The following is a 26,470-nucleotide window of genomic DNA, read 5'->3' as shown; positions in this document are numbered from 1 at the left end:
GCGCCTTAGGTATTTTGGGGAGGCAGTCGGAATGGGTGACATCGGGGGAGTGTGGGCGGGCGCGCTCGTAAGGAACGCAGCGAGGCGATTGCAATTCGCTGCCGCGGCGGTCGAAGGGATCGCGGAAGAAGTCGCCGCAGTGGCCTCTCTCATCGGCGGGTCGCTTGAGGCCGGCGGTAAGATCCTCGTCTGCGGCAATGGAGGAAGCGCTGCGTGTGCGCAGCATTTCGCGGCCGAGTTCACTGGCAAGCTGAAGATCGATCGAGCGCCGTATCCGGCGATCTCGCTGACCACTGACACCTCGGCTCTGACCGCGATCGCGAACGATTATGGTTACGACGAGGTCTTCTCCCGTCAGGTTCAGGCCCTTGCCCGCCCTGGGGATGTGGTGGTCGGCCTTTCTACGAGCGGATCCAGCCGGAACGTCGTCAAGGCCTTTGAGGCCGCGCGAGCGGTGGGCGCGCTCACCGTCGGGCTGACGGGAGCAGACGATGCGCTCGGCGCCGACCATTCGCTGAGCGTGCCTCTCCGCGAGACGGCGCGGATCCAGGAAGCGCACGATCTGATCCTTCACGAGCTTGCACAGGTCGCGGAACGGATCCTCGTCCCCGATCTCGCCTTCGACGCGAGCTCCTGTCCTTTCGGTTTCGTGCTCGAGGAACGAGAGCTCGCGGAGTTCCGCGAGTGGGTCGCGCAGACGGGGCAGCGGCTGGTGACGACCAACGGCGTCTACGACCTCTTCCACTCGGGCCATGCGGCGTCCTTGGCTGCGGCTCGTGCGCAGGGAGACCGTCTGGTGGTCCTGGTCAACGACGATGCGTCCGTACGCAGGCTCAAGGGCGAGAGCCGGCCGATCCGCGGGGAGGCCGAGCGCGTGGGAGACATCGCGAGGTTGCCGATGGCCGATCACGTCGTCCTCATGACGGCGGACGATCCGCGTTCCCTTCTCGAGGTGCTGAAGCCTGCCGTGCATGCGAAGGGGCGTGACTACGAAGGTCGCGGTCTGATCGAGGCCGAGACCGTCGAGCAGGGAGGCGGGGAGATCGTCTACCTGGATCTCGTCCCCGGGGTCTCCACCACGGGTCTGGTGGAGAGGGCGACGCGTTGAGCCGTATCGTGGGGCCGATCGTCGTGGTCGGCGATGTGATGCTCGATGTCTTCAGCGAGGGAAGCGCGACCCGGATCAGCCCGGAGGCACCTGTCCCCGTGCTGTCCAATCCGCGGCACCGCGAGGTGCTCGGAGGGGCGGCGAACACCGCGGTCAACGTGCGGACACTCGGCGTAGAGGCTCGCCTCGTCGGCGTGATCGGGGAGGACGCGGCGGGGCGTCGGTGCGCGAGCCTGGCCTCGGAGTCGGGTCTCGTCGACGGGCTGATCGTCAGCGCCGAGCATCCGACCACGGTGAAGACGCGCTACGTCGCCTCCGGGCAGCAGATCATGCGACTGGATGTCGAGTCGAAGGCCGTTCCCCCGACGGCCCATGGACGCCTCATCGAGGCGGTGCGCAGCGCGCTGGACAGTGCGTCCTGCGTGGTCATCTCCGACTACCAGAAGGGCGCGATCTCCGCCGAGGTGGTCACGGCGATCATCGAGGCGGCCACTGCTGCGGGGGTGCCGGTGGTGGTCGACAGCAAGTGCAAGGACTTCTCCGTCTACCGGGGCGCGCGTGTCATCACGCCGAACCACCTGGAGGCCACGGCTGCCACGGGCGAAGAGGACTCCGACAAGGCGGCTGCTCTGCTCGCGGAGGCGACCGGGGGAGACGTGATCGTCACGCTCGGCCCCGAGGGGATGCTGGTGCGCAGCGAAGAGGGCACGACTCGCGTTCCGTCGCAGGTGCGGGAGGTCTCCGACGTCACCGGAGCGGGGGACACGGTGACCGCGGCGGTCGCGGTCGCACTCGCGGAAGGGGCCTCGGTGCTCGAGGCCGCGCGCTGGGCGACCGCCGCGGCAGCGGTAGCCGTCGGGCACCATGGGACCTATGCGGTGCATCGTGCGGAGATCGCGATTCCCGTGCGGACGCCCTCCACATGAGGCTCCTCGTGATCCGGCACGGCGAGACGGTCTCCAGCCGGCTGGGCCATTTCACCGGACGCGCCGACGTCGCCCTCTCGGAGCGGGGGCGTGAGCAGGCGGGGCAGTGGCGCGAGGCGCTGACGGACTTCTGCCGTGGCGAGGAGGTGTCCGTCGCGTCGTCGCCGCTCAGCCGATGCATCGAGACGAGCACCGCGGCCGGGATGACGGCGGACGTATGGCCCGATCTGGTCGAGTGGGACCTCGGCGTGCTCGACGGACTGTCAGCTGACGACCATCGACGGGCGCACCCGGAGTGGAATCTGTTCGTCGATGGTCCGCCGAAGAACAGCGGCGAACGAGTGCACGAGGTTCGCGAACGAGCCGAGCGAGTGCTGGCGCGCGTGACCGAGAGGGGCGCCGACGCGGTCCTCTTCACGCACGGGCAGTTCGCGAAGGTGCTGGTGGGTGTCGTCCTGTCTCTGCCTGCAGAGGCGTCATCACGTTTCGCCCTCGGTCCTGCTCGGGGAGTGCTCTTCCTCGATAGAGTGCAGGGAAAGAGCCTGGCCGGGTGGAACATCGCTCCGTCGCCGGAACGGCTGTGGAACGGGTTGTCTTGAATGCTGAGCACGAAGAAGCTTCGAGTCGTAGACCTGATCCGTCGGCGCGCACGCAGGAGCACCCCGTCTGACACCGCGGCCGAGAGCATCGCCGCGCTCGGCAGGCAGAAGGGCAGGCTCCTGAGGGTGGCGATCGCCCGCGTGGACGGTATCGGCGACTGGCTGATCACCTTGCCGCTCGCGATCGCCGTCAGGGACCATCCGGCGGTCGACGAGGTGACCCTCATATCCGACGCCGCGCATCGCGGACTGCTGGAACGCGACGGCTTCCGCTTCGAGGGCATCGATCTCTGGGCATCGCATCACACCCCTTGGCCTCACGGAGCGGCCGGCAAGGTCCTGGCGATCAGCCGCCTGGGCCAACGCCGTGCTCAGCGGGTGGGGCGGGCGTTCCGCGGTCGATACGACCTCGTCATCCTGCCGCGCTGGGATACCGACCGCGGGCAGAATCTTCGCTTCTTCGCGGTCGGAACCGGCGCGGAGATCGCTGGCCACGACCCGGGCCTGCAGCCGCAGGCCTCGCCGAAGGAACGGGCGGAGGGAGACGTGCTGACGATCGCCTGCCGCGACAGCAGAGAGCATGCGCATGAGAGCATGCGCATCGAGGCGCTCTCCGATGCCCTGGGTGTCGAGGGCGGGGGGCCGGGATCCGTCCGCGAGTTCTTGGGGCTCCGTTCGCACCGCTCTCTTCCGCAGCAGGCGGTGATCCTGCACACCAGCGCTCATGATGCATTCCGATGCTGGCCGATCGCCCACTGGAGCGCACTGATCTCGGCGTTGCTGGAAGGACAGAACAACCGTGTGGTCCTCGTGGGTTCGCCGGCGGACCGCGACGCTCACGCGCAGTTCGTCGCACTCGACCCTGAGCGCGTGCGATCGGTCGCCGGAGAGACGGGCCTGAACGCACTTCCCGCGGTGCTCGACGATGCGGCCGTGTTCGTCGGCAACGACAGCGGACCCGCGCATTTCGCGGCGGGCGTGGGCGTTCCGGTGGTCGTCGTCTCCTGCTTCCCGGTGGGCGACGACCCGTCGCACCCGAACAGCCCGGATCGTTTCGCCCCCCGGTCGTCCGGGGGAACGACGATCCTGCGGCCGCCTCCTCAGCCGATCCCTTTCGCGCAGATGTCCGCCGCTCGGCGTGACGCTCTCATTTCGCAGGTCAGCGTGGCCGATGTCCTCCGGGCCACCAACGACGCCCTGGAGAGGACCTCGCATGTCTGAGCAGAAGCCATTGGAGATCGCGTACGTCTCTTATGGCGACTCGGCGGATGCGATGGCAGCGTCCGGCGTTCCGCATTACCTGAGGCAGGGGTTCACCGGAGTCGCAGCTGCACGCATCTCGCCTGTCAGCGCTCGTCCGGGCATCGTCGCCAGACTCGCTGCGAAGCTGCTGAGCTTCCGGCCTCGCCGCGCCGACTGGGAGCGGAATTACCTGCACGGGTCCGTGCTTCCCCGGATGCGGTCGCGGCTCCGCACCAGGCGCCTGCGACGGCTGGCGCCGGATGCGGATGTCGTGCTCCATGTGCGGACCTGGTATTCCGCGATCTCCGTTCCCTATGCGTCGTTCATCGACGCGACGGTGACGATGGTTCGGGGGTATGACGACACATGGGACCTCTCCGACAAGCAGTTCGCCGCTGAGACCCGGATCGAAGGAGACTTCTATCGCCGTGCCCTGGTGGTCTACACCGCGTCGCGCGCGGCGTCGCAGAGTCTGATCGATGACTATGGCGTCGCCCCCGAACGGATCGTCCAGGTGGGTGCGGGGCGGACTCTCCGTGGGCTGACGGAACTGAGCGGAGAACGAATCGCCGAGAGGATCCGCGTTCCGAACATCCTGTTCGTCGGAAAGGACCCCGTGCGCAAGGGGTTGCCGGAGCTTCTGGAGGCCTTCTCGGAGATCCGGGGCGAGTTCCCGAAAGCGACTCTGACGATCGTCGGTCCCGAAGTGGAACGCCCTGAGTACTCCGAACCGGGAGTGCACTGGCACGGGCTCGTCGCGGACAAGGAACGTGTCAGCGAGTTCTATGCCGCGGCCAGCGTCTTCGTCCTGCCGGCTCACCGTGAGTCATACGGGCTCGTGGTTCCCGAAGCGATGTCCTTCGGTCTGCCGTGCGTCGTGAGCAGCACCGGTGAGCTTCCCTATCTCGTCGAGGACGGCGTGGACGGCGCAGTGCTCGCGGAGGTCGATGCCACGCACATCGCATCGTCGATCCGGGAGATCCTGTCGGACCGGACGTCTTATGCGGAGCTAGCCTCGGCCGCATATGCGAAGTCGGGCAGGTTCGATTGGACGCACATCGCTCAGACCATGACGGACGACATGGCAGAGCGCCTGCGTTCCGGCCGTGAAGGTGAGTCGAGGACGCGCTGACGACCCCGTGTCGTCATGAGACGAACCGGCGGATGTCGTCCGCGAATCTCGCTTCGCTGAACCGCGCGGTCACCGACGCCGAATCGAATCGGGGAAGAGCCAGAGCAGCTTCGATCGCGGACGCGATGTCGGAGACTGCCGTCGAACTCGCGGTCACACCGCTGACGCCCGCATCGTAGGTTTCGACCTGTCCGCCTGCGGGGCCCGTGACGACGGGGGTTCCCGCTGCCTGAGCCTCGACGGGCACGATCCCGAAATCCTCGACGGGCGGGAACACGAATACCGATGCACGTTGCATGAGAGCGTAGAGCAGCTCATCGGATGGGGAGAGGACGACGAGGGCCGGGACCTTGGCCTGCGCCGCGACTGCCCGCAGATGCTCTTCCTCCGGCCCGCGACCCGCGATGATCACCGGAAGCCCCGCGGCTTCGGCCGCGTGGATCACGAGATCGAGACGTTTGTACGGGATGAAGCGAGATGCTCCGAGCACGAACGTGTCGGGTAGCTGTGAGAGCAGGCGTCTTTCGGCGTCATCGGTGACCATCGTGCGCCAGTCGTCGACGGACAGGATGCGGTCGACGGCGACCGGCGGATGGATGACGATGGCGTCGCGCTCCCATGCCGTGGCGATCCTGTCACGGACAAAGGCGCTGTTCGCGGCGATGGACGTCGCCTCCTGCGCTCGTCGGCGGTCGATACGGCGGAACACCGGAGCGACGGATCGTATCGCCACGCTGTTCCCGCGTTCGTCCAGCTCCGGATTCCAGATGTAGCGCGCCGGCGTGTGCGCATAGACGAACTTCGGAACGTCTTCGCCACGGAACCGTGCGTGATGGGCGAAAAGATGGGAACTGATCAGCATCCAGTCGTACTGGGCGGACTCCTTCAGCCGTCGCCATGTGGGCACCATGAGGGGCAGGGCCAGAGCCTTCTTATGCCGAAGCGGCGTACGGGCGAGCCAGGTCTCGCGGACATTCCGGCCGGCGAATCGTTGCGGCGCATCGTCCCAGAGACACTGGATGTCGGCATCGGGGAATGACTCTGCCATGGCCCCGAGCACGTGTTCAGCACCTCCGGAGGACTCGATCCACTCATGGACCAGGATGCCTGCCACTACGGTCGCCCCATCCCGTAGTAGTGCCAGCCGGCGGCGCGCCACGCGGCCGAGTCGAGACAGTTCCTTCCGTCGATCACGACGCGCCCGTCGGTGAGGGCCGAGACGTGCGCCGGATCCAGCTCACGTCGGTACTCATCCCACTCGGTGACCACGAGAACGGCGTCGGCGCCGCGAAGTGCCGAGTCCCTGTCCGTGACATATGTGAGCTGGGGGTGCGCCCGACGCGCATTCTCGATCGCCTGAGGATCGGTGACGATGACGGCCGCGCCGAGTCCGTGCAGCCTCACCGCGGCGTCGAGCGCGGGGGAGTCGCGGATGTCGTCGCTGTGGGGCTTGAAGGCTGCTCCCAGAACGGCGACGCGCTTGCCGTGCACGGAGCCTCCCAAGCCGTCGACGACGAGCTGCACGGCGCGCTCACGACGGCGGAGGTTGATCGCATCGACCTCGCGGAGAAAGGCGACGGACTCACCCTTGCCGAGTTCTTCGGCGCGTGCGGAGAAAGCACGGATGTCCTTCGGCAGGCACCCCCCGCCGAAGCCGATTCCCGCGCCGAGGAAGCGGCGCCCGATGCGGACGTCGTGACCGATCGCGTCTGCGAGCTGCGTCACATCGGCACCGGTCACCTCAGCGATCTCAGCCATTGCGTTGATGAATGAGATCTTCGTGGCGAGAAAGGCGTTCGCCGCGACCTTCACCAGCTCAGCGGTCGCGTAGTCGGTGACGAGGAAAGGCGTGCCTTTCGCGACAGCCGGGTAGAAGACGTCCCGCATGAGCTGTGCGGCACGTTGGCCGTCTTCACCGTCGGGCACTCCGACCACGAGACGATCCGGATCGATCGTGTCCTGCACGGCCCAGCCTTCACGCAGGAACTCGGGGTTCCAGATCAGTGTGGCGCCGGTCGGAGCGATGCGCGCGGCCAGCTGCGCGGCGGTGCCCACGGGAACCGTCGACTTGCCCGCAACGACATCCCCGGGACGGAGATGCGGCAGGAGATCGGTGACCGCCTTGTCGACGTAGGTGAGGTCGGCGGCATAGCCTCCTGCCTGCTGCGGGGTGCCTACTCCGATGAAGTGGACCGTCGATCCCTCAGCGTCGGCGCTCTCCGTGCTGAAGCGCAGACGCCCCGAGGCGATGCCGTCTCGGAGGAGATCCTTGAGCCCCGGCTCGAAGAACGGAGCCTCGCCCTTCGAGAGCGCGTCGATCTTGCGCCCATCGACGTCGATGCCGATCACTTCGTGACCGATCGACGCCATCGCGGCTGCGTGCACCGCGCCCAGGTAGCCGCAGCCGATGACTGACATGCGCATGGAATCCCCCAATCAACGAGAAGCTCGTGAGCCTTCGCAGCTTATGACCATTGTGTGCTTGTAACGCGGGCGACGACGGAGTCTGTTGGCGACCATCAATGCGCAGTGTCGCCGGGGGCGAGTACGACACGGACCGTCTTGATGAGGATCAGCAGGTCATTCGCCAGCGACCAGTTCTCGACGTAGGACAGATCGAGACGTACCGTCTCTTCCCAGGATAGGGTCGAGCGGCCGCCGACCTGCCACGGCCCGGTGATACCGGGCTTCATGAGGAAGCGACGATGAACGTGTGCCGCATACATCTCGACTTCTCGTGGCAGCGGGGGCCGGGGGCCCACGAGCGACATCGATCCGGCGAAGACGTTGAAGAGCTGAGGCAGCTCGTCGAGACTGAACTTGCGCATCACTCGTCCCACCTTGGTTATGCGAGGGTCGTCGCGAAGCTTGAACATGACTTCGTTCCCGAGGCCGACTTGCTGATTGCGCACTTCCTCGAGCTGTTCCTCGGCGTCGACCACCATCGAACGGAACTTCACCATGCGGAAATGCCGGCCGCCCCGGCCGACACGTTCCTGGAGGAAGAACGCGGGGCCGTGAGAGGTCGCTCGCACGATGAGACTCAGGATCAGGAACAGCGGGCTGAGGATGACGATGCTCAATCCGCTGATGAGGAGATCGAACGATCGCTTCACGAAGCGCTGACCATGGCTGAAGGACGGTGTCTCCACATGGATCAGAGGGAGGCCTGCGACGGGTCTGATGTGCATCCGCGGTCCGGCGACGTCCATGATGCCGGGCGACAGCACGAGATGCTGGTGTCCGGCTTCGAGGGACCACGAGATCCTCTTCAACTGTGCGGCGGGGATCTCATTGGCGGACGCGATGACCAGGGTGTCGGCGCCGGTATCGCGCATTGCCGCGATGATGTTGTCGAAGTCGCCCACCACCGGGATTCGTTCCCGCCGCGCAGAGATGTATCCGCCGGCGTCTCCGAGCGAGGCAGTCGGGAGACATACGCCGATCGCTGTGAATCCAGCATTCGGGGAGGCGCGAAGTTCGTTCGCGAGATGCGTGACGGAACTCGTGGTCCCCACCAGCAGCGCCTTCGCTGCATACGCCCCTGCGGCGCGACGATGGCGGAGCCAGCCGCGCCATGCGGCGCGTGAGAGAAGGAGGGCCATCAGCCCGATCGGCAGGGACAACAGCAGGAATCCGCGGGCGAGATCCGCCTTGGCCAAGTAGGCGATGATCGCGATGACGCCGAACAGACGTAGGCTGGCTGAGATCACCCGGAGCTGTTCGGTCCAACCGGAGCCCAGTATTCGGTGGCTGCGAGAATCGTTCAGGCCGAGAGACCAGACCCAGGCAAGAGCGATCAATGTGGAGATGAGCCAATATGGCAAGTCGTCACGAAACTCCGCACCGAAGCCGAGCCACATCACCTGGGTGACGAAGACCACCACGGTGATGATGGCCAGATCACTGAGCAGCAGGATCAACGAGATGCTCTTACGCCAGCTTCTCACCGGAGCTCCGTCGCTCTTTGGCTGTGCGGAGAGCGCTCTGGAAGCGCCAACAGACATAGTCACGCCAATCACCTTTCCCCAAAGGTTGCGCGGTGCCCCTCCCGCAGCCCGCGCATGCGGACTGCCATTCAGGATAGCCGACGAAGGCCTTTGCGGGTGCCCTGCCCTTGGCCGACAGCTCGCCGACAGGATCGTGGTTTCGGCCGCGGCGAAATCCGATCAGTCGAGCCAGCCCCGGTCGATGAGGGCGGCGCGCAGCGCCTCGCGGTTGCGGGTGTGCCGCCCGATCAGCTTGCGCCGCACGTTGGCGAGGTGCACCCGCACCGTGTTGACGCTGATGCCCAGGTCGTCGGCCACGGATGCCGGGGTGGCGTTCGGGTGTGAGAAGTATTGCTCGATCACCTGCTGCTCGCGGGGCGAGAGCCCGTCCTCCTTGGTCTCGAGAGCGCGGTTCCAGCTCTGCGTGACGTTGTCCAGCGACCAGCCGGTGCCCGCGGCCGCGTCGCGGGCGCGCTCCACGAGGCCCCGCGCGTCCTGCCGCATGTCGAACACCGACCAGACCCGTAGCAGGGCCGCGGCATCGAGCAGCTCACGATGCGGATGGGCGGAGTCGTAGACGAGCACGACACGGGAGCGGCGGCTGGTGCTCTCCCGGATGATGCGCGGCGTCGCATCGGCGGGCTCATGCATGGACAGCACGATCGAGGCATCTCCGGGAGCGCCGGAGCCGGGCGCGAGCCAGTCCACCGGGCCGGGGAGGCGGCTGGCGAGGAAGGAGGTCAGCGCGGTCCCCGCCATACGATGGCTGGTGATCACGCTGATCGAGGGGCCCGCGGGCCGGGTGCGCGCCATGGCGTCAGTGTAGCGACATGCGCGGCAGGGACTCCGGCGCGCGCTAGTGTGGCCGCATGCGCAGGGCCGCCCCGCCGGTACGGCAGATCACCGTCGACGTCGTCGACGACGCGCTGTTCACCGGGGTCGCGCTCGCCGCGATCACCCGGGACCGGGGTCTCTCCACGGTCGTCCGCCGGGTGGAGTCGGGATGGATCCAGTACATCTCGGAGTTCGACGACGCCTCCGGCGTGGTGGTGGTGCGCAGCCGCCTCGACGACCACGTGCCCACGGTGCTGAAGGTCCGGGCGCTGGCCCGGATCGGCGTACTGCCTGTGATCCTGCTCGACGAACCGAACGCGGCGCTGGAGACGCGGCTGATCGAGGCGGGCGCCGCTGACGTCCTCACCCGTGAGGACGACATCGAAGAGCTGCTGACGGCGATCTCCGAGGTGCGTCCCATGAGCACGCCCGTCAGCGTCGCGCTGAGCGATGTGCGGCTGTCGGACCGCGAGCTGCAGGTCGCCTGTCTCTACGTCGGGCGGACGGCGCCATCGACACCGGTGCTCGCGACCCTGCTCGGCATCCCGCACGCCTCGGTCTGCAAGTACCTGCAGCGCGCGCGGACCGCGCTGCGTGCGGTGGGGGACACGTCGACCCGGGCGGCGCTGCGGCAGGTGCTGCTCCGCGACGGCTGGGTCGACGCCGGACAGGCCTGACGGCAAGAGGAAAGGCCCCGTCCCTGTGAGGGGAGACGGGGCCTTTCCCGATTCGCGGATCAGGCGGTGGCGGTTCCGGAGAAGTTCACGGTGCCGAGGCCGAACGCGACCGCGCCGGTGGCGAAGCCGTGCAGATCCCAGTTCAGGACCATCGGGCACTCGATCGAGAGACCGATGCCGTACTGCAGCGTGGTCTTCACGGTGACGGTGAGCTTCGTCGGCTTGGTGCCGTAGCCGATGAGGCCGCCGGCGTCGATGCCGTTGGGCAGCACGACGTTGTTGAAGACGAAGCCGCCGGCGAAGGGGCCGATGGTCGAGATGTTGCCGGCGCCGGCGCCGAGGCCGACCGACGAGTTGTACGTCCGGTTGTCGGACATCGTCAGCGTCGCCTGCGTGATGATGAAGGTGAAGGCGGGCTGGAAGATGTTCTGCCAGCTGATGCCGCACGCGGTGGCGTCGATGCCGAACACGGCGGGCATCGCGATGGTGCCGCGGTTGCCCGCGACGATCGCCTGCGAGGTCCAGGCCCCGGCGATCAGCCCGCCGACGAGCGGCAGGCCCGCCTTGATGCAGGTCGGACAGGCAGGCGTGGACGCCGATGCCATCGGCAGCGCGGCGGCCGCGGCGACGACGGGAGTGGCCCAGGCCGCGCCCTTCAGGACTGTACGACGGTCGAGCGGCTTCTTGGTTTCGATTTCGGGCATGCGAAAACGTCCTTCCCCAGTGGTTCCCCAGTGCAGGCGAAGGTGCCTGCGACTCCTGAGGATGACGCTAGGGAGGGTAGGGGTATGTATGCAGGAACGTCCTCTAAAAGATTACTTATATAGGGGGCAAAATATCGGGGGTACCCGCCGGGGCGGGATCGAGCTGGACATCCGAATGCCTCAGAACGGGCGAGGCGGTGGCCGGCGGAGAGATATATCGCCGCGTTCCTCGACGCCGGCCTCCTGTGCGAGGCGCGCCGGTAGCATGATCACCGTGCCAGGCCCGTTGAGCATCTTCCCGCCGCTGATCATCTCCGTCGTGCTGATCGCGAGCGGGATCGCCAAGCTCCGCCACCCCGATGACCTCGACGGCTGGACGGCCATGGGCGTCCCCGCGCCCTTGCGTCGCACCTGGCTGTTGCGGTTCCATCCCTGGGGCGAGATCGTGCTGGGGCTCGCGCTCGCCGTGCTGGGCGGACTGCTCGGCACCCTCGCCGCGACGGTCGCCCTGCTGCTGATGCTCGCCTATCTCGTGTTCGTCGTGCGTACGGTGCGTTCGGGCGCTGACACGTCCTGCGCCTGCTTCGGCGAACGGCGGAGGGTCACCGGCGCGACAGTGACCCGCAACTCCTGGTATGTGCTGCTGAGCGCCGCCGCGGCCGCGACCGTGTGGGCGGACCCGCTCTGGGGTGGACCGCTGGCGGCCGTGCACGGCGACGGGTGGCTGTGGCTGCTCGGGCTCGCCGCTGCGGCGTTGACCGTGGTCGTCACGATGTGGCCGGAGCCCGCCGCATCGGCCCCGGCGCATCCCGGGCCGGTCGTCGAGCAGGGCTCCGTCGGAGACGACGAGGAGCTGCTCGACTACATCCGCACCCGCACCCCCGCGGTGCCGGTCATGCTCGCCGACGGCACCGAGATCACCCTGCGCCAGCTGAGCCTCCAGCAGCCCCTCCTGCTCCTCGCGGTCAACCCCGGGTGCGGGGCCTGCACCAAGGTCATGGAGAGCACGCCGCAGTGGCGCGAGTTGCTGCCCGAGGTGTCCATCCGGTTCTTGCTCACCGACCGACCGGGCGCGAGCGAGGCGACCGAGCGCACCGAGCCGCAGTCGGTCCACGACCCCCACCAGTACGTCCGCGACTCGATCGGGGACTGGTTCACCCCCAGCGCCGTGCTGCTGGGGATGGACGGCCAGCTCGCCGGAGGACCGGTGACCGGCTATGCGGCGATCGCCGAGTTCGTCGCCGACGTCTACGAGAGCCTGCACGGAGAGCGTCCGCCGGCCTGACCGCTGCTGTCGACGGCGCTTCGGCCTGCAGGCCTGATCAGCGGCCGCGATGCGCGGGCTACAGGCCCGACCAGCGTCCCATCGGCCAGAGGATTGCGACGGCCTTGCCGACGATCTGCTCGTCCTTCGCCCAGCGCCAGCACGAGGGGTCGGGATCGGTGCGCCCGCGGCACGGGTAGGCGCCGTCGGACGACCGTGACCGGTGGTCGCCGAGCACCAGGTACGAGCCCTCCGGCACGGTGACCTCGGGCAGGCAGCGCGACGACACCGGGGTCGATGCGCAGTCCAGCGTTCCCGGTTCGAAGGGGAAGTCCTCGAAGACATAAGGCTCATCGAGGGGCTCACCGTCGACGATGAGCTTCCCGTCGGCGGTGCAGCACTTCACGGTCTGCCCGGGGCCGGCGACCACCCTCTTGATGAGGGTGTGCGGTCCCGACGGACCGAACCCGGTGACCTCTCCGACCCAGCGCAGCACCGACTTGACGGGGTTCTCGGAGGCCGGGGCCTGGCCGTCCCATGCGGCGTCGGCGTCGAAGACCACGACGTCCCCGGTGCTCGGATGGGCGTCGCCGAGGAAGGCGAGGCGGTTCACCAGCACGCGGTCGCCGACCTGCACGGTGTTCTCCATCGACCCGGAGGGCACGTAGTAGGGCTTGGCGACGAAGGACAGCACGGCGCCGACCACGACGAAGGCGGCGAAGAGGTGGAACCACACGCTGCCGGTGATCCGGCGCCAGAGCGGACGGCGGGCGGGTGGGGCGTCGGATGCCATCCCCCCATCATGCCCTCTGAGTCCGGGAAAGGCCGGAAAGCGGATGCCCGGTCGGTCCCCTCGACGTTCAGAAAGCGACCGGTGACGTTCAGAAAGCGACGATCGATATACCAGTCTTCCGACATCTCGTCCAGCATGGTGCCTGTCGTCAGGGCCAGACGTCATCCCCAGAGTTGGCCCATCGGATACGAAAAGGACCCCCCACCTATGAGCGAGACCAAGAACGCCGTCGAGCGCCGTACCGTCCTGAAGGGAGCCGCCTGGTCGGTTCCCGTCATCGCCGCCGCTGCGGCCGCGCCGTTCGCAGCCGCGTCCGTCACCAACGCCTCGGTCGCCTGGACCGCCAGCAGCACCTCGCTGATCCAGCTGCGCCTGCTGGACACCCAGGACGTACTCACCGCGAAGGTGCTGACGACGGTCCCGACCGAGTTCACGATCACCAACGGCGCGGGAGCCATCACCGGGACCCCGATCGTCTCGATCAACGTCGGGCGCCCCGGCGGCATCAACCTCACCGCCGGCCCGGCCCGTGGATTCGGTGTGTACTCGGTGAACAACGTCGTCACCCAGGCGAGTGAGCGCTCGGTCACCTACCAGAGCGGTCTGCTCGGCGACTACGGGTTCCCGCTCACCAGCTGGGCGGCGCCGCGTGCCTTCAGCATCCCGTCCAACGGCTCCGTGAAGGTTCCGGTCGAGCTCGCCCTGGCGGGCAAGTCCGGTCTGCTCTCCATCAGCGCGCTCGCCTCGTTCCCCGTCACCCTGACGGTCGACTTCGGCAACGGCAACAAGTACACCGCGACCAGCGCGGTCAGCGTCCCCGTCGGCGCCGGCCTGCTCTGATCCATCGACAGGAATGCGGGCCGCGCGGCAGCGCGGCCCGCATTCCTGTGTCCACGGCGCCGATGCGCCTTTGTAGTACTCTCAGAAGAATTGTGGACATCGCCCCTGAGCGGTGATTGAGCGAGGGGGAGTCGCCTACACATGGACCTGCGTGAATACCTGCGCGTGTTCCGAGCCCATTGGCTCGGCATGGTCGCCATCACGATCGCTGGGGTCGTCGTCGCCTTCGGCTGGACATTGCTGCAGCCCAAGGTGTTCACGGCGGACGCGACCGCGATCGTGCAGACGAAGTCGACGGCGGGATCCGAGCCCAGCCTCAGCGACGCGATGATCGGCAACTCGATCGCGACGGCCAAGGTGAAGACCTACAAGGACCTCGGCGAAATGCGCAGCGTCGCGGAGCGAGTCATCAAGGAGCTTGGGCTCAACACCTCTCCCGAACAGCTGGTGGGGCAGATCACCATCAGCAACGCGGTCGACACCGTGTCTCTGAAGGTCTCCGCGAACGCGCCCTCGCCCGAGGGCGCGCGCGACCTCGCCGAAGCCTGGGTCAAGTCGATGGTGCTCGAGGTGAACGACTTCGAGACCAAAGACCCCAACAAGCAGGGGGCGGCGTTTCTCAGCCCGGTCGATTCGGCTCGCCTTCCCTCCAGCCCCTCGTCGCCGAACACCCGGCTCGCGCTCGCGCTCGGAGGTCTGCTCGGTCTCGCCCTCGCCGTCGCCTACGGTCTTCTTCGGTATACGCTCGATCGCCGCATCCGGTCGGTCGAGGCCGTCGAGCGCGAGACCGGGGTCGCCGTGGTCGGCACCATCCCGGAGGAGAAGACCTTCACGGCCGACGACCGGCTCGTGCCCTTCGACGGCGGCAACAGCAGCCTCAGCGCGAATGCACATCTCTTCGGCATCGCCGAGGCCATGCGCGAGCTGCGGACGAACATCCAATACATGGATGTGGACAATCCTCCTCGCATCATGGTCGTCACGAGCCCGCTTCCCGGCGACGGCAAGTCGACGATCTCGTCCAACCTCGCGATCACCCTCGCTTCCAGCGGCCAGCCCGTGGTGCTCATCGACGGCGACCTCCGCCGTCCGATGATCGACACGATCTTCGACATGCCCAAGGGTGCGGGAATCTCCGACGTGCTCGCCGGCCGCGCCTCGATCACCGACGTGGCCCAGCGCTTCGGCAACGGCAAGCTGCTCGTCGTCGGAGCCGGCAAGGTGCCGCCGAACCCCAGCGAGGTGCTCGGCTCGGCCCGCATGCGTGAGCTGCTGCAGATGATCGCGCGTGAGGCGATCGTGATCGTCGACGCACCGCCGCTGATCCCGGTGACCGATGCCGCCGTGCTCGCTCACAGCGCCGACGGCGCGATCATCGTGGGCACCGTGGGCAAGACGACCTACGAGGTGCTGGGCAAGGCCCTCGGCAACCTCGAGCGCGCGGGGGCCCGTGCCCTGGGCATCGTGCTCAACCGTGTCCCGCGGCGCGGCAGCGGTGCCGCCTACTACGGCTACCAGTACCACGGCGAGTACTACCGTCGCGACGACGAGACCCTGCCGTCGGGCGACGCGAAGGCGCTCACGCGCAACCGTCGCGACTCGGGGTCGGCGTGAGTGTCCCGCTCGATGTGAGCGCACTCGGCACCCGGGTCCGGATCGACTTCGAAGAGGGGTTCGACACGGATGCCGAGGCGGGGATCCGGTCGTCCTGGGCTGACGCCGAGGTGCCCTTCGAGGAGGGCGTCGAGCCCGACGCGGTGGTCGGCGTTCCCTCCGACCACGAGCTCGACGAGCTCGCCGAGGCGCTCACCGTGCGCGTGACGCTCGCTGCCCTCGAGCAGCGCCGTGGCGAGCTCGTGATGTTCCACGCGGCGGGTGTCGCCGACGACGATGGCCGGGTTGCGGCGTTCGTCGGTCCCTCCGGCCGGGGGAAGACCACGCTCAGCCGCGAGCTGGGCAAGCACTTCGGTTACGTGTCGGATGAGACGATCGCCGTCGGCGCCGGGCTCGCCGTGCTCCCCTACCGGAAGCCGCTGTCCCTGGTGCGTGCGGACTCGCCGAAGGAGCAGGTCGCGCCGCGCTCCCTCGGGCTCGGCGACCTACCGGACGCACCGTTGCGGCTCTCCGCCCTCGCGATCCTCGAGCGGGACGAGGTGCACGTCGAGCCGTTCGTCGAGGAGCTGGAGTTCCCCGACGCGATCGCCGATCTCGCGCCGCAGATGAGCTATCTCGCGGAGCTGCCGCAGCCGCTGCAGACGATCGCGACCGTGTGCGACCGCGTCGGCGGCATCGTGCGCCTGAGCTATCCGGATGCTTCGACCGTGTACGCGATCGTCCCGGAGCTGCTCGAGCGCCGTCCCGTCGAAGCGGCGTGGGAGCCGGTGCCGGTGGAAGCGGAGAACCCCGAGTTCGACCTCTCCGACGTGCTCGACGCGATCGCGTTCGATGACCGGACGGTCGTGCTGGCGCTGCGTCGCGTCCACGTGCTCGTGGGCATCGCGCCGACGATCTGGGAGTCGCTCCGCCGCGGACGCACGACCGCGGAGATCGTCGAGGATGTGGTCGCGGAGTTCGGCGTCCCCGCCGACGGTGACGCTGGGGAGCTCGTCGAAGCGGCGCTGCAGACCCTGGTCGACGCCGCGATCATCGCGCGCCGCGCCTGATCCGGCTCTCAGCCCGCGACCAGTGCCGGGCGCAGTTCGCTCGGTGCCGGCAGACCCTCAGCGCGGAGGGCCCGACGCAATTGCAGGCCGTTGCTGAACCCGGAGTGCCGGGCGATCTCGTCGACCGAGAGCGGCGCGTAGTCGGGGTTGCGCAGCAGTGACTCGGCGAGCTCCACGCGCATGAGGCGGAGCGCGTCCCCGGGGGTCGTCTGCGCCCGTGCGAAGGCGCGCTGGAGGTGACGGGGCGACACGTGCAGCTCGGAGGCGAGCTCGGTGACGGTGAATGCGGGATCCTCGCGGTGCAGGAGCATGGTCGACCTCGCGCGGTCGAGAAGGCTCGCGGGCCCGCGCTCGGGGAGCTCACCCGCCTGTGTCTCCAGCACCGCGCTGAAGACCATCTCCGCGAGCAGGCGCTCGATTGCGTAGCGGGAGATCGACGAGCCGGTGTCGGGCTCGTGGGCGACCGAACGGGCGAATGCGCGGAATGCGGTCGTCAAGGGGGAGGGCTGTAGCGACATCCGCTCCAGCTGTGCGCCGTTCATGAAGTCGTCGAGCGACTCCGCGCGCATCCAGACCCCCACCACGTCGGTGGGGCGCTCCCAGTCGATGGTCTCCGCGGCGTCGGCGGGGAGGAAGAGGCCGATCGGCTCGTCCTCCAGCTGCTCGACGTCGAACCGCGGGAAGAACACGGCGGCGTAGCGGTCCTGCCCATCCTGCGGGGCCCATCTCCAGCGGAAGTCCCGTACTCGATGCACGGTCGTGACGACGGAGCGGAAGGACTTCGCCATGATCAGGCCCGCACGATGGGAGTCGATGCCCAGATGCGAGGTGAGCATGTGGGAGGGGGGGATGTCGCGCACGTCTCGGGCTCTTTCCTGAGCATGGTATTCCGACATACTACCAGCGGAGCCTGTTGCGCCTCTTGAGCTTCCGCTTTCCCACGGGCTGGGTAGTCTGTGAAGGTGGGGAGAGATATGGGATGGCGCATCGCCAGCGGCGTGGCGTGGTTGGAGACGGAGTCAGGCTATCTGGTCCTGGACCTTGAGCATGCCGGCGCGGGACCCGTTCTCCTCGAGAGCTCGGCGGCGTTCGTGTGGGAGGAACTCGCGACGCGAGGACGTGCGACACTCGACGAGATCGCGGGAGTCGCCGTCGAGGTGTTCGATGCGGAAGAATCCCAAGTGCGGCAGGACATCGAAGCACTTCTGATCGATTTGCGTGAAGCGCATCTCGCCGTCCGTTGACGGCGCGCCATCGTAGGGAGGGTATGGATGTCGAGCGTTCATGGAGGGGCACCGGTTCGCCTTGGACTGCGTGAAGGGGGACATCTCGCGCACGCGCTGGTCGCTCATGTCGCGGAACAGGCGGGAATCAGGACGTTGGCGATCAAGGGGCCCGTCGCGGACCACTACGGGCTCCGTGAGCCGAGGGTGTCTGCAGACGCGGACGTTCTCGTGGAGCCCGCACGTTTCAGCGAACTCTGTCAGCTCCTCATGGAGAACAGCTGGCATCCGCGCCACGAGAGAAGCGTCCCTACGCTCATGGATCAGCATTCGGTGACGCTGATCTGCGATCGCTGGCCGAACGACATCGACGTGCACGAGTACTTCCCGGGATTCTTCGGCGACCGCGGGAGGACCTTCGACCGGCTATGGTCCACTCGCCGGACTCTGCCCCTGGCGCATGTCGATGTGCCCGTTCCGTCGCGGGCGGGCGCGGCGGTCATCGGTGCGTTGCATTCCCTTCGTTACACCAGGTCTCTTCGCCACAACGATGAGTTGGAACGCATCACACGGATCGTCTCTGACGAGTTCGACGACGAGCAACGCGAGGACTTCGTCCAGATCGTGCAGGTGGGAGGGGCTCAATGGGTGATGCGGGACGTGCTGGCGGCCATCGGCGTCGAGGCGGAGACCGATGCCACAGCTCGCCAGCGGCAGCTGTGGACGCTCAACCGCGAGACGGTGGAAGATGGGGCCGCGGTCTCTTGGCTGGCGGCGATGAGGCAGTCCCCATGGGCTGAAAAGCCTGGCGTGCTCTTCCGGGCCCTCTGGATTTCGCGAGCGGATATCCCGCGTAATGATCCGGATATCGTGCCCACTGCCCGGGAGGCCTGGCAGCATCGTCTTGTGAGATGGAGACGCGGGACACGAGCCCTGCTCCACTACGTGTGGGGGAGCGTTCGTCGCGGCTGAGGAGCCGGGAACACTCAGCCGACGGCGGCCTTGACGACGCGTTCGACCTCGGCGAGGGCAGGGGTGAGCTGGGCCGCCGACTGCTCGTAGACGGAGAACGGCTGACGGTACGGGTCGATGACGTCCTCGTCGCTCCGGGCGGGGGGCGCGTAGCTCCGCTGGGCGGCGACGGCGGTCACCGCGGCGACCAGCCGGGCCCGGGGATCGGCCCCGGCGGCGTCGGCGGCCGTACGCACCTGCTGATCGGAGAGCGTCGCGGCGAGCCGGGCGAACTCCCGCACAGGGAAGGTGCGGTGCAGCCGGCGGGGCATCATCTGCACGGCGAAGTCGCTCTGCTCCGCGGTCATGGTGAGGATGAGGTCGGCGTCGTCGAGCATGCCCTCGTCGAGGCGGCGCGCGGCGTGCGCGGCGGCGTGGTCCTCGTCGCCGCCCTGCGCGTGCGCGATCCGCTGCGCCTGGTCGGTCATCGCATGGCCGACCAGGCCGTGGGTGCCCGCGCTGTGCACGCGCACGCCGAGCGATGAGAGGTGTGTGTGCAGCAGGTTCTCGGCGAGGGGGGAACGGCAGATGTTCCCGGTGCAGACGGTGAGAACCGTGGGGCGCGTCGAGGTCTGCTGCCGAACGGTGGGCGTGAACATCGAGGCCACCGAGCCGAAGGAGGAGGATGCCGTGGGGGCGGCGGCCACGGAGCCGGGTGCGGCCTCGGGAGCGGTCGCGGTCGTCGGCGCAACCTGCTCCCGGCGCAGACGCAGCTCGCGGCGGGTCAGGGGGCGTTCTTGGTCGTCCGGTCGGGCGGACGGATCCCCGGGTTCCTGCATGTGATCATGCTAGAGCGTGCGGGGTCAGCCCAGCGACTGCTCGATGTAGCGTAGGAGCACCCCTTCGCGCAGCGCCCAGGGGGACACCTCGAGCTCGTCGATCTCGAGCGCCGTCATGGCCGTGTGCAGGCAGACGGCGGCGGCGACGATCTGGTATGCGCGGTCGGGGGTGATACCGGGCAGCTCCTGTCTGGCGGAGGCCGGGATCCGTGCGAGGCGGGGGATCCACGAGCCGAGCGCCGCGCGCGGGAGCAGCATCCGCTCCGAGCCGGACCAGCCGGACACCGGATAGCCGACGAGGCGCGCCAGTGAGCGGATCGCCTTCGACGACCCGACCACGTGATCGGGTGCGGGCTCGTCGTGCAGCCGGGCGACCACCGGGGCGAGCGTCTCGAGGGCATGGCCGCGCAGCGCTTCGACGGCTTCTTCGCCCGGGGGGTCGTCGGGCAGGAACCGGAGGGTCATCCTGCCGGCGCCGAGCGGCACGGACGCCGCGACATCGGGCAGCTCTTCGGCGCCGGTCGCGAACTCGAAGGAGCCCCCGCCGATGTCCAGCAGCAGCAGCCTGCCCGCCGACCAGCCGAACCAGCGGCGTACGGCGAGGAACGTGAGCGACGCCTCGGTCTCGCCGTCGAGCACCTGCAGGGGTTTGCCCAGGGCGCGCTCGATGAGGGCGATCACGGCCTCGCCGTTCGACGCCTCGCGGACGGCGCTCGTCGCGGTCGCCAGCAGGGCGTCCACGCGCTCGGCCTTCGCGATCGCCCGTGCGCGGGTGACCGCGTCGAGCAGCTGCCGGACGCCCTCGTCGCTGATCGCGCCGTCGTCGCCGAGGAACCGCATCAGCCGTACGACGGTGCGATCGCTCGTGGTCGCGAGCGGCCTGCCGCCGGCCCGGACGTCCGCCGCCAGCAGATGGACGGTGTTCGATCCGATGTCGAGGACTCCCAGGCGCACGGGAAGAGACTACTCGGACGCGGCGGAGCGGGGCCGCGACGGCGCCGCGATCCCGCTCCACGAGGAATCAGGCGCCGTAGGGCTGCACCTCGTAGACGTCGATCGTGCCGCCCATCGCGGTATGGGGGTGCCCGTCGAGCAGCGCGGCGACGCCGTCGTACGAGTCGGCGCTCACCAACGAGTAGCCGCCGACCGAGGCATCCGCGCCCGGTGAGGCCGCTGCGGTGGGATTGCCGAAGTCGACCATCGCGTCCCCGACGCGGCCGGCCCAGCCCATCCAGGCCTGCATCATCTCGGCCCCCTGTTCCGGCGTGGGCTCCGGCATCTCGGCGCGGGCGGCGGGATCGGCGCGGTAGATGAGCAGATAGGTGGTCATGGTTCCTCTTGTGTTCGGTCCTGCGGATGCGGAGAGCCGCCGCCGTGGGGAGGAAGGGACTCTTCGCGCGGACGCTCGGGACAATGATGCGCGCCGGGGGGACGGCGCACAATGGGTGCGGGACCGGAATATTCGATGAATCCGCGGGAAACGGGAGGGGCCGGCCATGCGCGTCCCGGGGAACGCGCATGGATACGATGGGGTCCGTGACCGCCGCTGACCCGACCCTCCCGCTCTCCCCGTATCGGGAGATCGACCGCGCGGACTGGGCCCGCCTCGCCGCGGGGCTCGACCAGCCGCTCAGCGAGACGGAGGTCGTCGAGATCCGCGGGATCGGGGACCGCCTCGACCTGGCGGAGGTGCGCGAGGTCTACCTGCCCCTCAGCCGGCTGCTGAGCCTGTACGCGACGTCCACCAAGGACCTCGGCGCCGCGACGAGCGCCTTCCTTCAGGAGGACGACTCGACCACGCCGTTCGTCGTCGGCGTCGCCGGATCGGTGGCGGTGGGGAAGTCGACGATCGCCCGCCTGCTGCGCGAGCTGATGAGCCGCTGGCCGGGGACCCCGAGGGTTGAGCTGGTAACGACGGACGGCTTCCTCTATCCGAACGCCGAGCTCGAGCGCCGCGGCCTGATGGACCGGAAGGGGTTCCCCGAGTCGTACGACCGGCGCGCCCTGCTCTCCTTCCTCACCGAGGTGAAGAGCGGCGCCCCGGAGGTGCGTGCGCCGTTCTACTCCCACATGCGGTACGACATCGTCCCGGATGCGACCGTCGTGGTCCGCAGGCCCGATGTCGTCATCGTCGAGGGCCTCAACGTGCTGCAGCCGCCGCCGGCGCCCAATGACGTCGCGGTGAGCGATCTCTTCGACTTCTCCATCTACGTCGACGCCGACTCCGCGCACATCGAGCGCTGGTACATCGACCGCTTCCTCGCGCTGCGCAAGGGCGCGTTCGCGAACCCCTCCTCCTACTTCAACGTGTTCGCGCAGCTCACCGACGACGAGGCGGTGACGACGGCGCTCGGATACTGGAACGAGATCAACATGCCGAACCTCCTCGAGAACGTGCTCCCCACCCGGCACCGGGCGCGTCTGGTGCTGCGCAAGGGGCAGGATCACGCCGTGGAGAGCGTGCTGCTGCGCAAGCTCTGACGCCCCGGGGCGCTTCGGGTGCCCCAAGGGGTGGTTTCGGGGGTGAATCCCGCTGCAGGAGCGGGGAATCGGCACCGGTGGCCGGGCTCTTGTGCCATCTTCGGAGAAATGCGCGGGCGGCGACCTGTCGGAGGTCGCGGCGCATGTCCGGGGGAAACACATGGATGCACACGGTCGGACGATCACGGGAATCAGCGACGCGGCGCTGCTCGAGGGGGCGCGCACCGGGGTGGACGGAGCGTTCGCCCAGTTGATCGACAGGCACATCGCTGCGGCGGGATCGGCGGCGGAGACGCTGGTCGGTCTGCCCGAGGCGCAGGACGTGCTCGACGACGCCATCGTCCGGGCCGGCGACGCGGTGGTCCACGGCGACGTGCCCGACGGCGCTTTCCGCGCCTTCCTCCTGGCTCAGGTGAGGTGGGCCTCCGACGCCCGCGGGCTCACCGTCCGGGCTCCCGCACGGGTCGTCCGCACGGCGGGCGACATCCCGACGGCGTTCGGATCACTTCCCGTGCGCAAGCGCGAGGTGCTGTGGTACACAGACGTCGAGCAGCAGCGCCCCTCCGTCGCCGGCGTGATGCTCGGGATGTCGGTGGGCGACGTCTCGGAGCTGTCCATCGATGCGCGTTCCTCGCTGCACGCGGCGTGGGTGCGCTCGCATCTGGACGGCCTGTCGCCGGCGGCCTGCCGATGGACGCTGGAAAGACTCGGATACGGACCGGGCGCACACCTCGGCGAACGGGCGCAGGCGAAGCAGACGCGGCACCTCAGCGCCTGCCCGCGGTGCCGTGAGGTCGTGGAGGAGTCTCGTGAGCTCGCGAGCAGGCTTCCCGAGGAGATGCTCGCGACGGTGCTGGGGGTTGTCGGGGCGCAGGGGTACCTCGCCGCCGCAGGAGGGATCTCCGCCGAAGGTCCGGTCCGCTCGCGTCCGGTGGCGTCTGCCGCAAGCCGAGCAGCCGTGGAGAGGACGTCCTCCGGTCGACGTCGCACACGTCGACGCGGCGCGGCGGCGCTGATCGCCTCGGCGGCCGCCTCATCCGCGGGTGCGAACGCGGCGGCTGCGGCTGCGGCAGGAGCCGGCGTCTCCACGGGGGCGGCCGTCTCGGCGGGAGGTGCGCTGGCGGGCGCCGGTGCCCTGGTCGGCGGAAGCGCGGCGGCCGCCGCGATCATCGTGGCGGGTACGGTCATCGCCGGCACGCTGTCGCCGGCGCCGATCGCTCTGCTCGACTCCGCGGCCGCGATGACACCCGACACGGCGACGGGGCAGACAGCCGAGAGGCCGACGACGGTGAACACGGCGGCCGTGGACGCCGATCCGGGACCCTCTCCTGCGCCGACGCTCGCCCCGATTCCGACTCCCGCGCCCGTGCCGGAGGTCGATGATCCGGCCGCAGGTGAGGAGAAGCCCATAGATCCGCAATCTGCCGATCCGAAGTCGGCGAGCCCGGAGCCCGTCGAGCCTGCACCGGTGGAGCCGGCCCCGGTTCCGCCGGTGGACCCGAAGCCTGTGGAGCCGGCCCCGGTTCCGCCGGTGGACCCGAAGCCCGTAGACCCGGCCCCGGTTCCGCCGGTGGACCCGAAGCCTGTGGACCCGGCCCCGGCCCCTCCGGTGGACCCGAAGCCGGTGGATCCTGTGCCGGTGGATCCTGCGCCGGTGGACCCGAAGCCGGTGGATCCTGCGCCGGTGGATCCTGCGCCGGTGGATCCTGCGCCGGTGGACCCTGTGCCGGTGGACCCTGTGCCGGTGGACCCGGACCCGTCCGATCCCGATCCGCTCGCCGCCGCGCCGATCCTCGGCGCCGATGTGCAGTGCACCTGGGAGGGGGAGGCGGAGCATCGGCTGGGACTCACCCTCCGCATTCCGCTGAGCGGCGTGGCGGGGGCGCGCGTCCTGACGCAGGTAGACGGCCAGGCGGACAGCGTCACGCCTCTGGGGCCCGACGGGCGGGGCGTTTCGGTCGTGCGGCTCTCGGGGAAGCAGATCGTCCTGGCCAGGGAGCTGGTGTTCCGCTACGTCTCCGACCGGGGCACGGGCACGAAGACGGCCTCCCTTTCGATTCCGGGCCTCATCGCGTTCCTCGGATCGGGATGCGGCCCCGACGAGGCGGACGGCGATCAGTCCGATCCGCACGATCACGGAGCCGGAGACGACGACGCCGTGATCGCGCACGGCGACGAGGGTGACGACCGGGACGGCACCGGCGTCGCCGATGCCGGAGGCCGGGGGAGGGTACCCGCCGTCAGCGGGGACACGACTCGGGGACAGGACTCCCGCGAACGCTGACTCGGAGTGTTCCTCCTTTGGTTCGGAACCCTCGCAAAAGTACGCATTTACCCTTGACAGCATGTGTGGAATCGTCGGATACGTGGGCCCGCGGTCCAGCCAGGACATCCTGCTCGCCGGACTCGCCCGCCTCGAATACCGCGGCTACGACTCCGCGGGCATCGCCGTCATCGATGAGGACGGCGCGCTCGGGATGCGCAAGAAGGCCGGAAAGCTCGCCGTGCTGCGCGATTCCCTCGCGGACTCCGCCCTGGCAGACGGCACCACCGGCATCGGACACACGCGCTGGGCGACCCACGGCGGCCCGACCGACGTCAACGCGCATCCGCACCTCGCCGACGACGACCGCCTCGCGGTGATCCACAACGGCATCATCGAGAACTTCGCCGCGCTCCGCGCCGAGCTCGAGGCAGAGGGCGTCTCGTTCCGCAGCGAGACCGACACCGAGGTCGCCGCGGCGCTGCTCGGACGCGAGTACCGCCGCACCGGAGACCTGCAGACCGCGTTCCAGGCCGTCGTCAACCGCCTCGAGGGTGCCTTCACTCTGCTCGCGATGCACCAGGATCAGCCGGGAGTCGTCGTGGGCGCGCGGCGCAACTCTCCGCTGGTGATCGGCCTCGGCGAGGGGGAGAACTTCCTCGGATCCGACGTCGCCGCCTTCGTCGAGCACACCCGCAGGGCGCTCGCGATCGGTCAGGACCAGATCGTGGCGATCACCCCCTCCGAGGTGATCGTGACCGACTTCGAGGGCAACGCCGTCGAGGCCACGCCCTTCGAGGTGTCGTGGGACGCCGCCGCGGCGGAGAAGGGCGGCTGGCCGAGCTTCATGGCCAAGGAGGTCTCTGAGCAGCCGGAGGCCGTGGCGAACACGATCCGCGGACGCATCCAGGACGGCCAGGTCGTGATCCCCGAGCTCGACGGTCTCGACGACCTCTTCCTCGGCGTCAATCGCGTCATCATCACGGCCTGTGGCACCGCGTCCTATGCGGCGCTCGTGGGCAAGTACGCGATCGAGCAGTGGGCCCGCGTGCCCGTCGACGTCGAGCTCGCGCACGAGTTCCGCTACCGCGACCCGGTGATCGGCGCCGAGACCCTGGTGGTCTCGATCAGCCAGTCGGGCGAGACGATGGACACGCTCATGGCCGTCAAATACGCCCGGGAGCGCGGTGCCAGGACGCTGTCCATCTGCAACACCCAGGGGGCGACCATCCCGCGTGAGTCCGATGCCGTGGTCTACACCCACGCCGGGCCCGAGGTCGCGGTGGCGTCGACGAAGGCGTTCTCGGCGCAGATCACCGCATTGCTGCTGCTGGGTCTGCACATGGGTCGCGTGCGGGGCACCGTCGAGTCGGCTGCGGAGGTCGCCGAGCTCCAGGCGCTGCCCGAGAAGGTCGCGCACGTGCTGGCGGGCGAGCAGGAGCACGTCGCACAGCTCGCCGGCTGGATGGCCGACACCCGCTCGGTGCTGTTCCTCGGGCGTCACGTCGGGTATCCGATCGCCCTCGAGGGGGCGCTCAAGCTCAAGGAGATCTCCTACATCCACGCCGAGGGCTTCGCGGCCGGAGAGCTGAAGCACGGCCCGATCGCGCTGATCGAGCCCGGGCAGCCGGTGTTCGTGATCGTGCCGTCGCCGCGGCACTCTGCGCTCGTGCACTCCAAGGTCGTCTCGAACATCCAGGAGATCCGCGCCCGTGGTGCCCGCGTGATCGTCATCGCGGAGGAGGGCGACGCCGCCGTGCTGCCCTTCGCCGACGAGGTCATCCGCATCCCGCTCGCCGGTGCGCTCTTCGAGCCGGTGCTCGCGGTCGTCCCGCTGCAGATCTTCGCGATGGCGCTCGCCACCGCGAAGGGACTCGACGTGGACCAGCCGCGCAACCTGGCGAAGTCCGTCACCGTGGAGTGACCTCGCCCCGGCATCCGC

25 protein-coding genes are annotated in these 26,470 nt (G+C 68.8%); 15 read left to right on the top strand and 10 right to left on the bottom strand.

Features of this window, described 5'->3' with window-relative positions:
- Positions 1–31 precede the first annotated feature (31 nt).
- From ABWO84_RS09650 to ABWO84_RS09630, 5 genes are read left to right on the top strand one after another with little or no spacing between them, the layout of a single operon-like run.
- Positions 32–1,108 carry an SIS domain-containing protein gene (locus ABWO84_RS09650; RefSeq protein ID WP_353114319.1) on the top strand — a complete coding sequence of 359 codons (1,077 nt, stop codon included), beginning with the start codon at positions 32–34 and terminating at the stop codon, positions 1,106–1,108.
- Complete coding sequence (locus ABWO84_RS09645; protein WP_353114318.1) at positions 1,105–2,034, top strand: bifunctional heptose 7-phosphate kinase/heptose 1-phosphate adenyltransferase; 930 nt, start codon at positions 1,105–1,107, stop codon at positions 2,032–2,034. The genes ABWO84_RS09650 and ABWO84_RS09645 overlap by 4 nt, the downstream gene beginning before the upstream one ends.
- The gene (locus ABWO84_RS09640; RefSeq protein WP_353114317.1) at positions 2,031–2,633 is read left to right on the top strand and encodes a histidine phosphatase family protein; all 603 of its coding nucleotides are present in this window, start codon (positions 2,031–2,033) and stop codon (positions 2,631–2,633) included. The genes ABWO84_RS09645 and ABWO84_RS09640 overlap by 4 nt, the downstream gene beginning before the upstream one ends.
- Positions 2,634–3,854: a glycosyltransferase family 9 protein gene (locus ABWO84_RS09635; RefSeq protein ID WP_353114316.1), complete on the top strand. Its 1,221-nt coding sequence runs from the start codon at positions 2,634–2,636 to the stop codon at positions 3,852–3,854.
- Positions 3,847–5,007, top strand: coding sequence for a glycosyltransferase family 4 protein (locus tag ABWO84_RS09630; RefSeq protein ID WP_353114315.1), 1,161 nt, complete (start codon positions 3,847–3,849; stop codon positions 5,005–5,007). Before ABWO84_RS09635 ends, ABWO84_RS09630 begins: the two co-directional genes overlap by 8 nt.
- Before the next feature lie 13 nt (positions 5,008–5,020).
- On the opposite strand, the gene ABWO84_RS09625 is transcribed toward ABWO84_RS09630, so the two are convergent.
- The 4 genes from ABWO84_RS09625 to ABWO84_RS09610 all read right to left on the bottom strand — a co-directional run bounded on the left by ABWO84_RS09625 (position 5,021) and on the right by ABWO84_RS09610 (position 9,809).
- A complete protein-coding gene (locus ABWO84_RS09625; protein WP_353114314.1) occupies positions 5,021–6,121 on the bottom strand; it encodes a glycosyltransferase in 1,101 nt (366 codons plus the stop codon).
- A complete protein-coding gene (locus ABWO84_RS09620; protein WP_353114313.1) occupies positions 6,121–7,431 on the bottom strand; it encodes a UDP-glucose dehydrogenase family protein in 1,311 nt (436 codons plus the stop codon). Before ABWO84_RS09620 ends, ABWO84_RS09625 begins: the two co-directional genes overlap by 1 nt.
- Before the next feature lie 95 nt (positions 7,432–7,526).
- Positions 7,527–8,930 (bottom strand): sugar transferase, encoded by a 1,404-nt coding sequence (locus tag ABWO84_RS09615; protein WP_353114312.1) that lies wholly within the window; start codon positions 8,928–8,930, stop codon positions 7,527–7,529.
- A gap of 246 nt (positions 8,931–9,176) precedes the next feature.
- On the bottom strand, positions 9,177–9,809 hold the full coding sequence (locus ABWO84_RS09610; protein ID WP_353114311.1) for a response regulator transcription factor: 633 nt from the start codon (positions 9,807–9,809) through the stop codon (positions 9,177–9,179).
- 56 nt (positions 9,810–9,865) lie between these two features.
- Between ABWO84_RS09610 and ABWO84_RS09605 the strand changes: the two genes are divergently transcribed.
- Positions 9,866–10,507 (top strand): hypothetical protein, encoded by a 642-nt coding sequence (locus ABWO84_RS09605; protein ID WP_353114310.1) that lies wholly within the window; start codon positions 9,866–9,868, stop codon positions 10,505–10,507.
- Between the two features lie 59 nt (positions 10,508–10,566).
- On the opposite strand, the gene ABWO84_RS09600 is transcribed toward ABWO84_RS09605, so the two are convergent.
- Positions 10,567–11,211, bottom strand: a complete 645-nt coding sequence (locus ABWO84_RS09600) for a hypothetical protein (RefSeq protein WP_353114309.1) — start codon at positions 11,209–11,211, stop codon at positions 10,567–10,569.
- 265 nt (positions 11,212–11,476) lie between these two features.
- Between ABWO84_RS09600 and ABWO84_RS09595 the strand changes: the two genes are divergently transcribed.
- On the top strand, positions 11,477–12,496 hold the full coding sequence (locus ABWO84_RS09595) for a MauE/DoxX family redox-associated membrane protein (protein WP_353114308.1): 1,020 nt from the start codon (positions 11,477–11,479) through the stop codon (positions 12,494–12,496).
- Positions 12,497–12,554: 58 nt separating this feature from the next.
- Here the strand turns inward: ABWO84_RS09595 and lepB are convergent, their stop codons facing one another.
- Positions 12,555–13,268, bottom strand: a complete 714-nt coding sequence (gene lepB / locus ABWO84_RS09590; RefSeq protein WP_353114307.1) for a signal peptidase I — start codon at positions 13,266–13,268, stop codon at positions 12,555–12,557.
- A 207-nt stretch (positions 13,269–13,475) separates the two neighbouring features.
- Here lepB and ABWO84_RS09585 point away from each other — a divergent pair, with 207 nt between their 5' ends.
- From ABWO84_RS09585 to ABWO84_RS09575, 3 genes are all read left to right on the top strand, one after another.
- The gene (locus ABWO84_RS09585; protein ID WP_353114306.1) at positions 13,476–14,108 is read left to right on the top strand and encodes a hypothetical protein; all 633 of its coding nucleotides are present in this window, start codon (positions 13,476–13,478) and stop codon (positions 14,106–14,108) included.
- 141 nt (positions 14,109–14,249) lie between these two features.
- Positions 14,250–15,722 (top strand): tyrosine-protein kinase domain-containing protein, encoded by a 1,473-nt coding sequence (locus ABWO84_RS09580; RefSeq protein WP_353114305.1) that lies wholly within the window; start codon positions 14,250–14,252, stop codon positions 15,720–15,722.
- Positions 15,719–16,771 (top strand): PqqD family peptide modification chaperone, encoded by a 1,053-nt coding sequence (locus ABWO84_RS09575; protein WP_353114304.1) that lies wholly within the window; start codon positions 15,719–15,721, stop codon positions 16,769–16,771. Before ABWO84_RS09580 ends, ABWO84_RS09575 begins: the two co-directional genes overlap by 4 nt.
- An 8-nt stretch (positions 16,772–16,779) precedes the next feature.
- Here ABWO84_RS09575 and ABWO84_RS09570 read toward each other — a convergent pair whose 3' ends face one another.
- Positions 16,780–17,631 (bottom strand): helix-turn-helix domain-containing protein, encoded by an 852-nt coding sequence (locus ABWO84_RS09570; RefSeq protein WP_353114303.1) that lies wholly within the window; start codon positions 17,629–17,631, stop codon positions 16,780–16,782.
- A 114-nt stretch (positions 17,632–17,745) separates the two neighbouring features.
- Between ABWO84_RS09570 and ABWO84_RS09565 the strand changes: the two genes are divergently transcribed.
- Both ABWO84_RS09565 and ABWO84_RS09560 read left to right on the top strand, forming a co-directional pair.
- Positions 17,746–18,015, top strand: a complete 270-nt coding sequence (locus ABWO84_RS09565; RefSeq protein ID WP_353114302.1) for a PqqD family protein — start codon at positions 17,746–17,748, stop codon at positions 18,013–18,015.
- Positions 18,016–18,312: 297 nt separating this feature from the next.
- Positions 18,313–18,966 carry a hypothetical protein gene (locus ABWO84_RS09560; protein ID WP_502915408.1) on the top strand — a complete coding sequence of 218 codons (654 nt, stop codon included), beginning with the start codon at positions 18,313–18,315 and terminating at the stop codon, positions 18,964–18,966.
- 14 nt (positions 18,967–18,980) lie between these two features.
- On the opposite strand, the gene ABWO84_RS09555 is transcribed toward ABWO84_RS09560, so the two are convergent.
- The 3 genes from ABWO84_RS09555 to ABWO84_RS09545 all read right to left on the bottom strand — a co-directional run bounded on the left by ABWO84_RS09555 (position 18,981) and on the right by ABWO84_RS09545 (position 21,114).
- Positions 18,981–19,784, bottom strand: coding sequence for an arsenate reductase/protein-tyrosine-phosphatase family protein (locus ABWO84_RS09555; RefSeq protein WP_353114300.1), 804 nt, complete (start codon positions 19,782–19,784; stop codon positions 18,981–18,983).
- A gap of 24 nt (positions 19,785–19,808) precedes the next feature.
- Positions 19,809–20,738 (bottom strand): Ppx/GppA phosphatase family protein, encoded by a 930-nt coding sequence (locus tag ABWO84_RS09550; RefSeq protein WP_353114299.1) that lies wholly within the window; start codon positions 20,736–20,738, stop codon positions 19,809–19,811.
- A 67-nt stretch (positions 20,739–20,805) separates the two neighbouring features.
- Complete coding sequence (locus tag ABWO84_RS09545; RefSeq protein ID WP_353114298.1) at positions 20,806–21,114, bottom strand: YciI family protein; 309 nt, start codon at positions 21,112–21,114, stop codon at positions 20,806–20,808.
- Between the two features lie 197 nt (positions 21,115–21,311).
- Between ABWO84_RS09545 and coaA the strand changes: the two genes are divergently transcribed.
- From coaA to glmS, 3 genes are all read left to right on the top strand, one after another.
- Entirely contained in the window at positions 21,312–22,265 is a 954-nt protein-coding gene (gene coaA / locus ABWO84_RS09540) for a type I pantothenate kinase (RefSeq protein WP_353114297.1), read from the top strand.
- A 160-nt stretch (positions 22,266–22,425) separates the two neighbouring features.
- A complete protein-coding gene (locus ABWO84_RS09535; RefSeq protein ID WP_353114296.1) occupies positions 22,426–24,549 on the top strand; it encodes an RNA polymerase sigma factor in 2,124 nt (707 codons plus the stop codon).
- A 61-nt stretch (positions 24,550–24,610) separates the two neighbouring features.
- Entirely contained in the window at positions 24,611–26,452 is a 1,842-nt protein-coding gene (gene glmS / locus ABWO84_RS09530; protein WP_353114295.1) for a glutamine--fructose-6-phosphate transaminase (isomerizing), read from the top strand.
- Positions 26,453–26,470 lie beyond the last annotated feature (18 nt).

The sequence above is a fragment of the Microbacterium sp. genome (assembly GCF_040394595.1).
Lineage (GTDB): Bacteria > Actinomycetota > Actinomycetes > Actinomycetales > Microbacteriaceae > Microbacterium.
The sequence above is the reverse complement of the archived record's forward strand: the minus strand, read 5'-3'. Positions and strand labels throughout refer to the sequence as shown.

Coding starts and splice junctions, on each gene's coding strand:
- ABWO84_RS09620 (WP_353114313.1), bottom strand. CDS start 7,431: ATGCGCATGTCAGTCATCGGCTGCGGCTACCTGGGCGCGGTGCACGCA.
- ABWO84_RS09545 (WP_353114298.1), bottom strand. CDS start 21,114: ATGACCACCTATCTGCTCATCTACCGCGCCGATCCCGCCGCCCGCGCC.
- ABWO84_RS09555 (WP_353114300.1), bottom strand. CDS start 19,784: ATGCAGGAACCCGGGGATCCGTCCGCCCGACCGGACGACCAAGAACGC.
- ABWO84_RS09635 (WP_353114316.1), top strand. CDS start 2,634: ATGCTGAGCACGAAGAAGCTTCGAGTCGTAGACCTGATCCGTCGGCGC.
- ABWO84_RS09630 (WP_353114315.1), top strand. CDS start 3,847: ATGTCTGAGCAGAAGCCATTGGAGATCGCGTACGTCTCTTATGGCGAC.
- ABWO84_RS09580 (WP_353114305.1), top strand. CDS start 14,250: ATGGACCTGCGTGAATACCTGCGCGTGTTCCGAGCCCATTGGCTCGGC.
- coaA (WP_353114297.1), top strand. CDS start 21,312: ATGGGGTCCGTGACCGCCGCTGACCCGACCCTCCCGCTCTCCCCGTAT.
- ABWO84_RS09585 (WP_353114306.1), top strand. CDS start 13,476: ATGAGCGAGACCAAGAACGCCGTCGAGCGCCGTACCGTCCTGAAGGGA.
- ABWO84_RS09605 (WP_353114310.1), top strand. CDS start 9,866: ATGCGCAGGGCCGCCCCGCCGGTACGGCAGATCACCGTCGACGTCGTC.
- ABWO84_RS09560 (WP_502915408.1), top strand. CDS start 18,313: ATGGATCAGCATTCGGTGACGCTGATCTGCGATCGCTGGCCGAACGAC.
- ABWO84_RS09595 (WP_353114308.1), top strand. CDS start 11,477: ATGATCACCGTGCCAGGCCCGTTGAGCATCTTCCCGCCGCTGATCATC.
- ABWO84_RS09600 (WP_353114309.1), bottom strand. CDS start 11,211: ATGCCCGAAATCGAAACCAAGAAGCCGCTCGACCGTCGTACAGTCCTG.
- lepB (WP_353114307.1), bottom strand. CDS start 13,268: ATGGCATCCGACGCCCCACCCGCCCGCCGTCCGCTCTGGCGCCGGATC.
- ABWO84_RS09565 (WP_353114302.1), top strand. CDS start 17,746: ATGGGATGGCGCATCGCCAGCGGCGTGGCGTGGTTGGAGACGGAGTCA.
- ABWO84_RS09535 (WP_353114296.1), top strand. CDS start 22,426: ATGGATGCACACGGTCGGACGATCACGGGAATCAGCGACGCGGCGCTG.
- ABWO84_RS09610 (WP_353114311.1), bottom strand. CDS start 9,809: ATGGCGCGCACCCGGCCCGCGGGCCCCTCGATCAGCGTGATCACCAGC.
- ABWO84_RS09650 (WP_353114319.1), top strand. CDS start 32: ATGGGTGACATCGGGGGAGTGTGGGCGGGCGCGCTCGTAAGGAACGCA.
- glmS (WP_353114295.1), top strand. CDS start 24,611: ATGTGTGGAATCGTCGGATACGTGGGCCCGCGGTCCAGCCAGGACATC.
- ABWO84_RS09640 (WP_353114317.1), top strand. CDS start 2,031: ATGAGGCTCCTCGTGATCCGGCACGGCGAGACGGTCTCCAGCCGGCTG.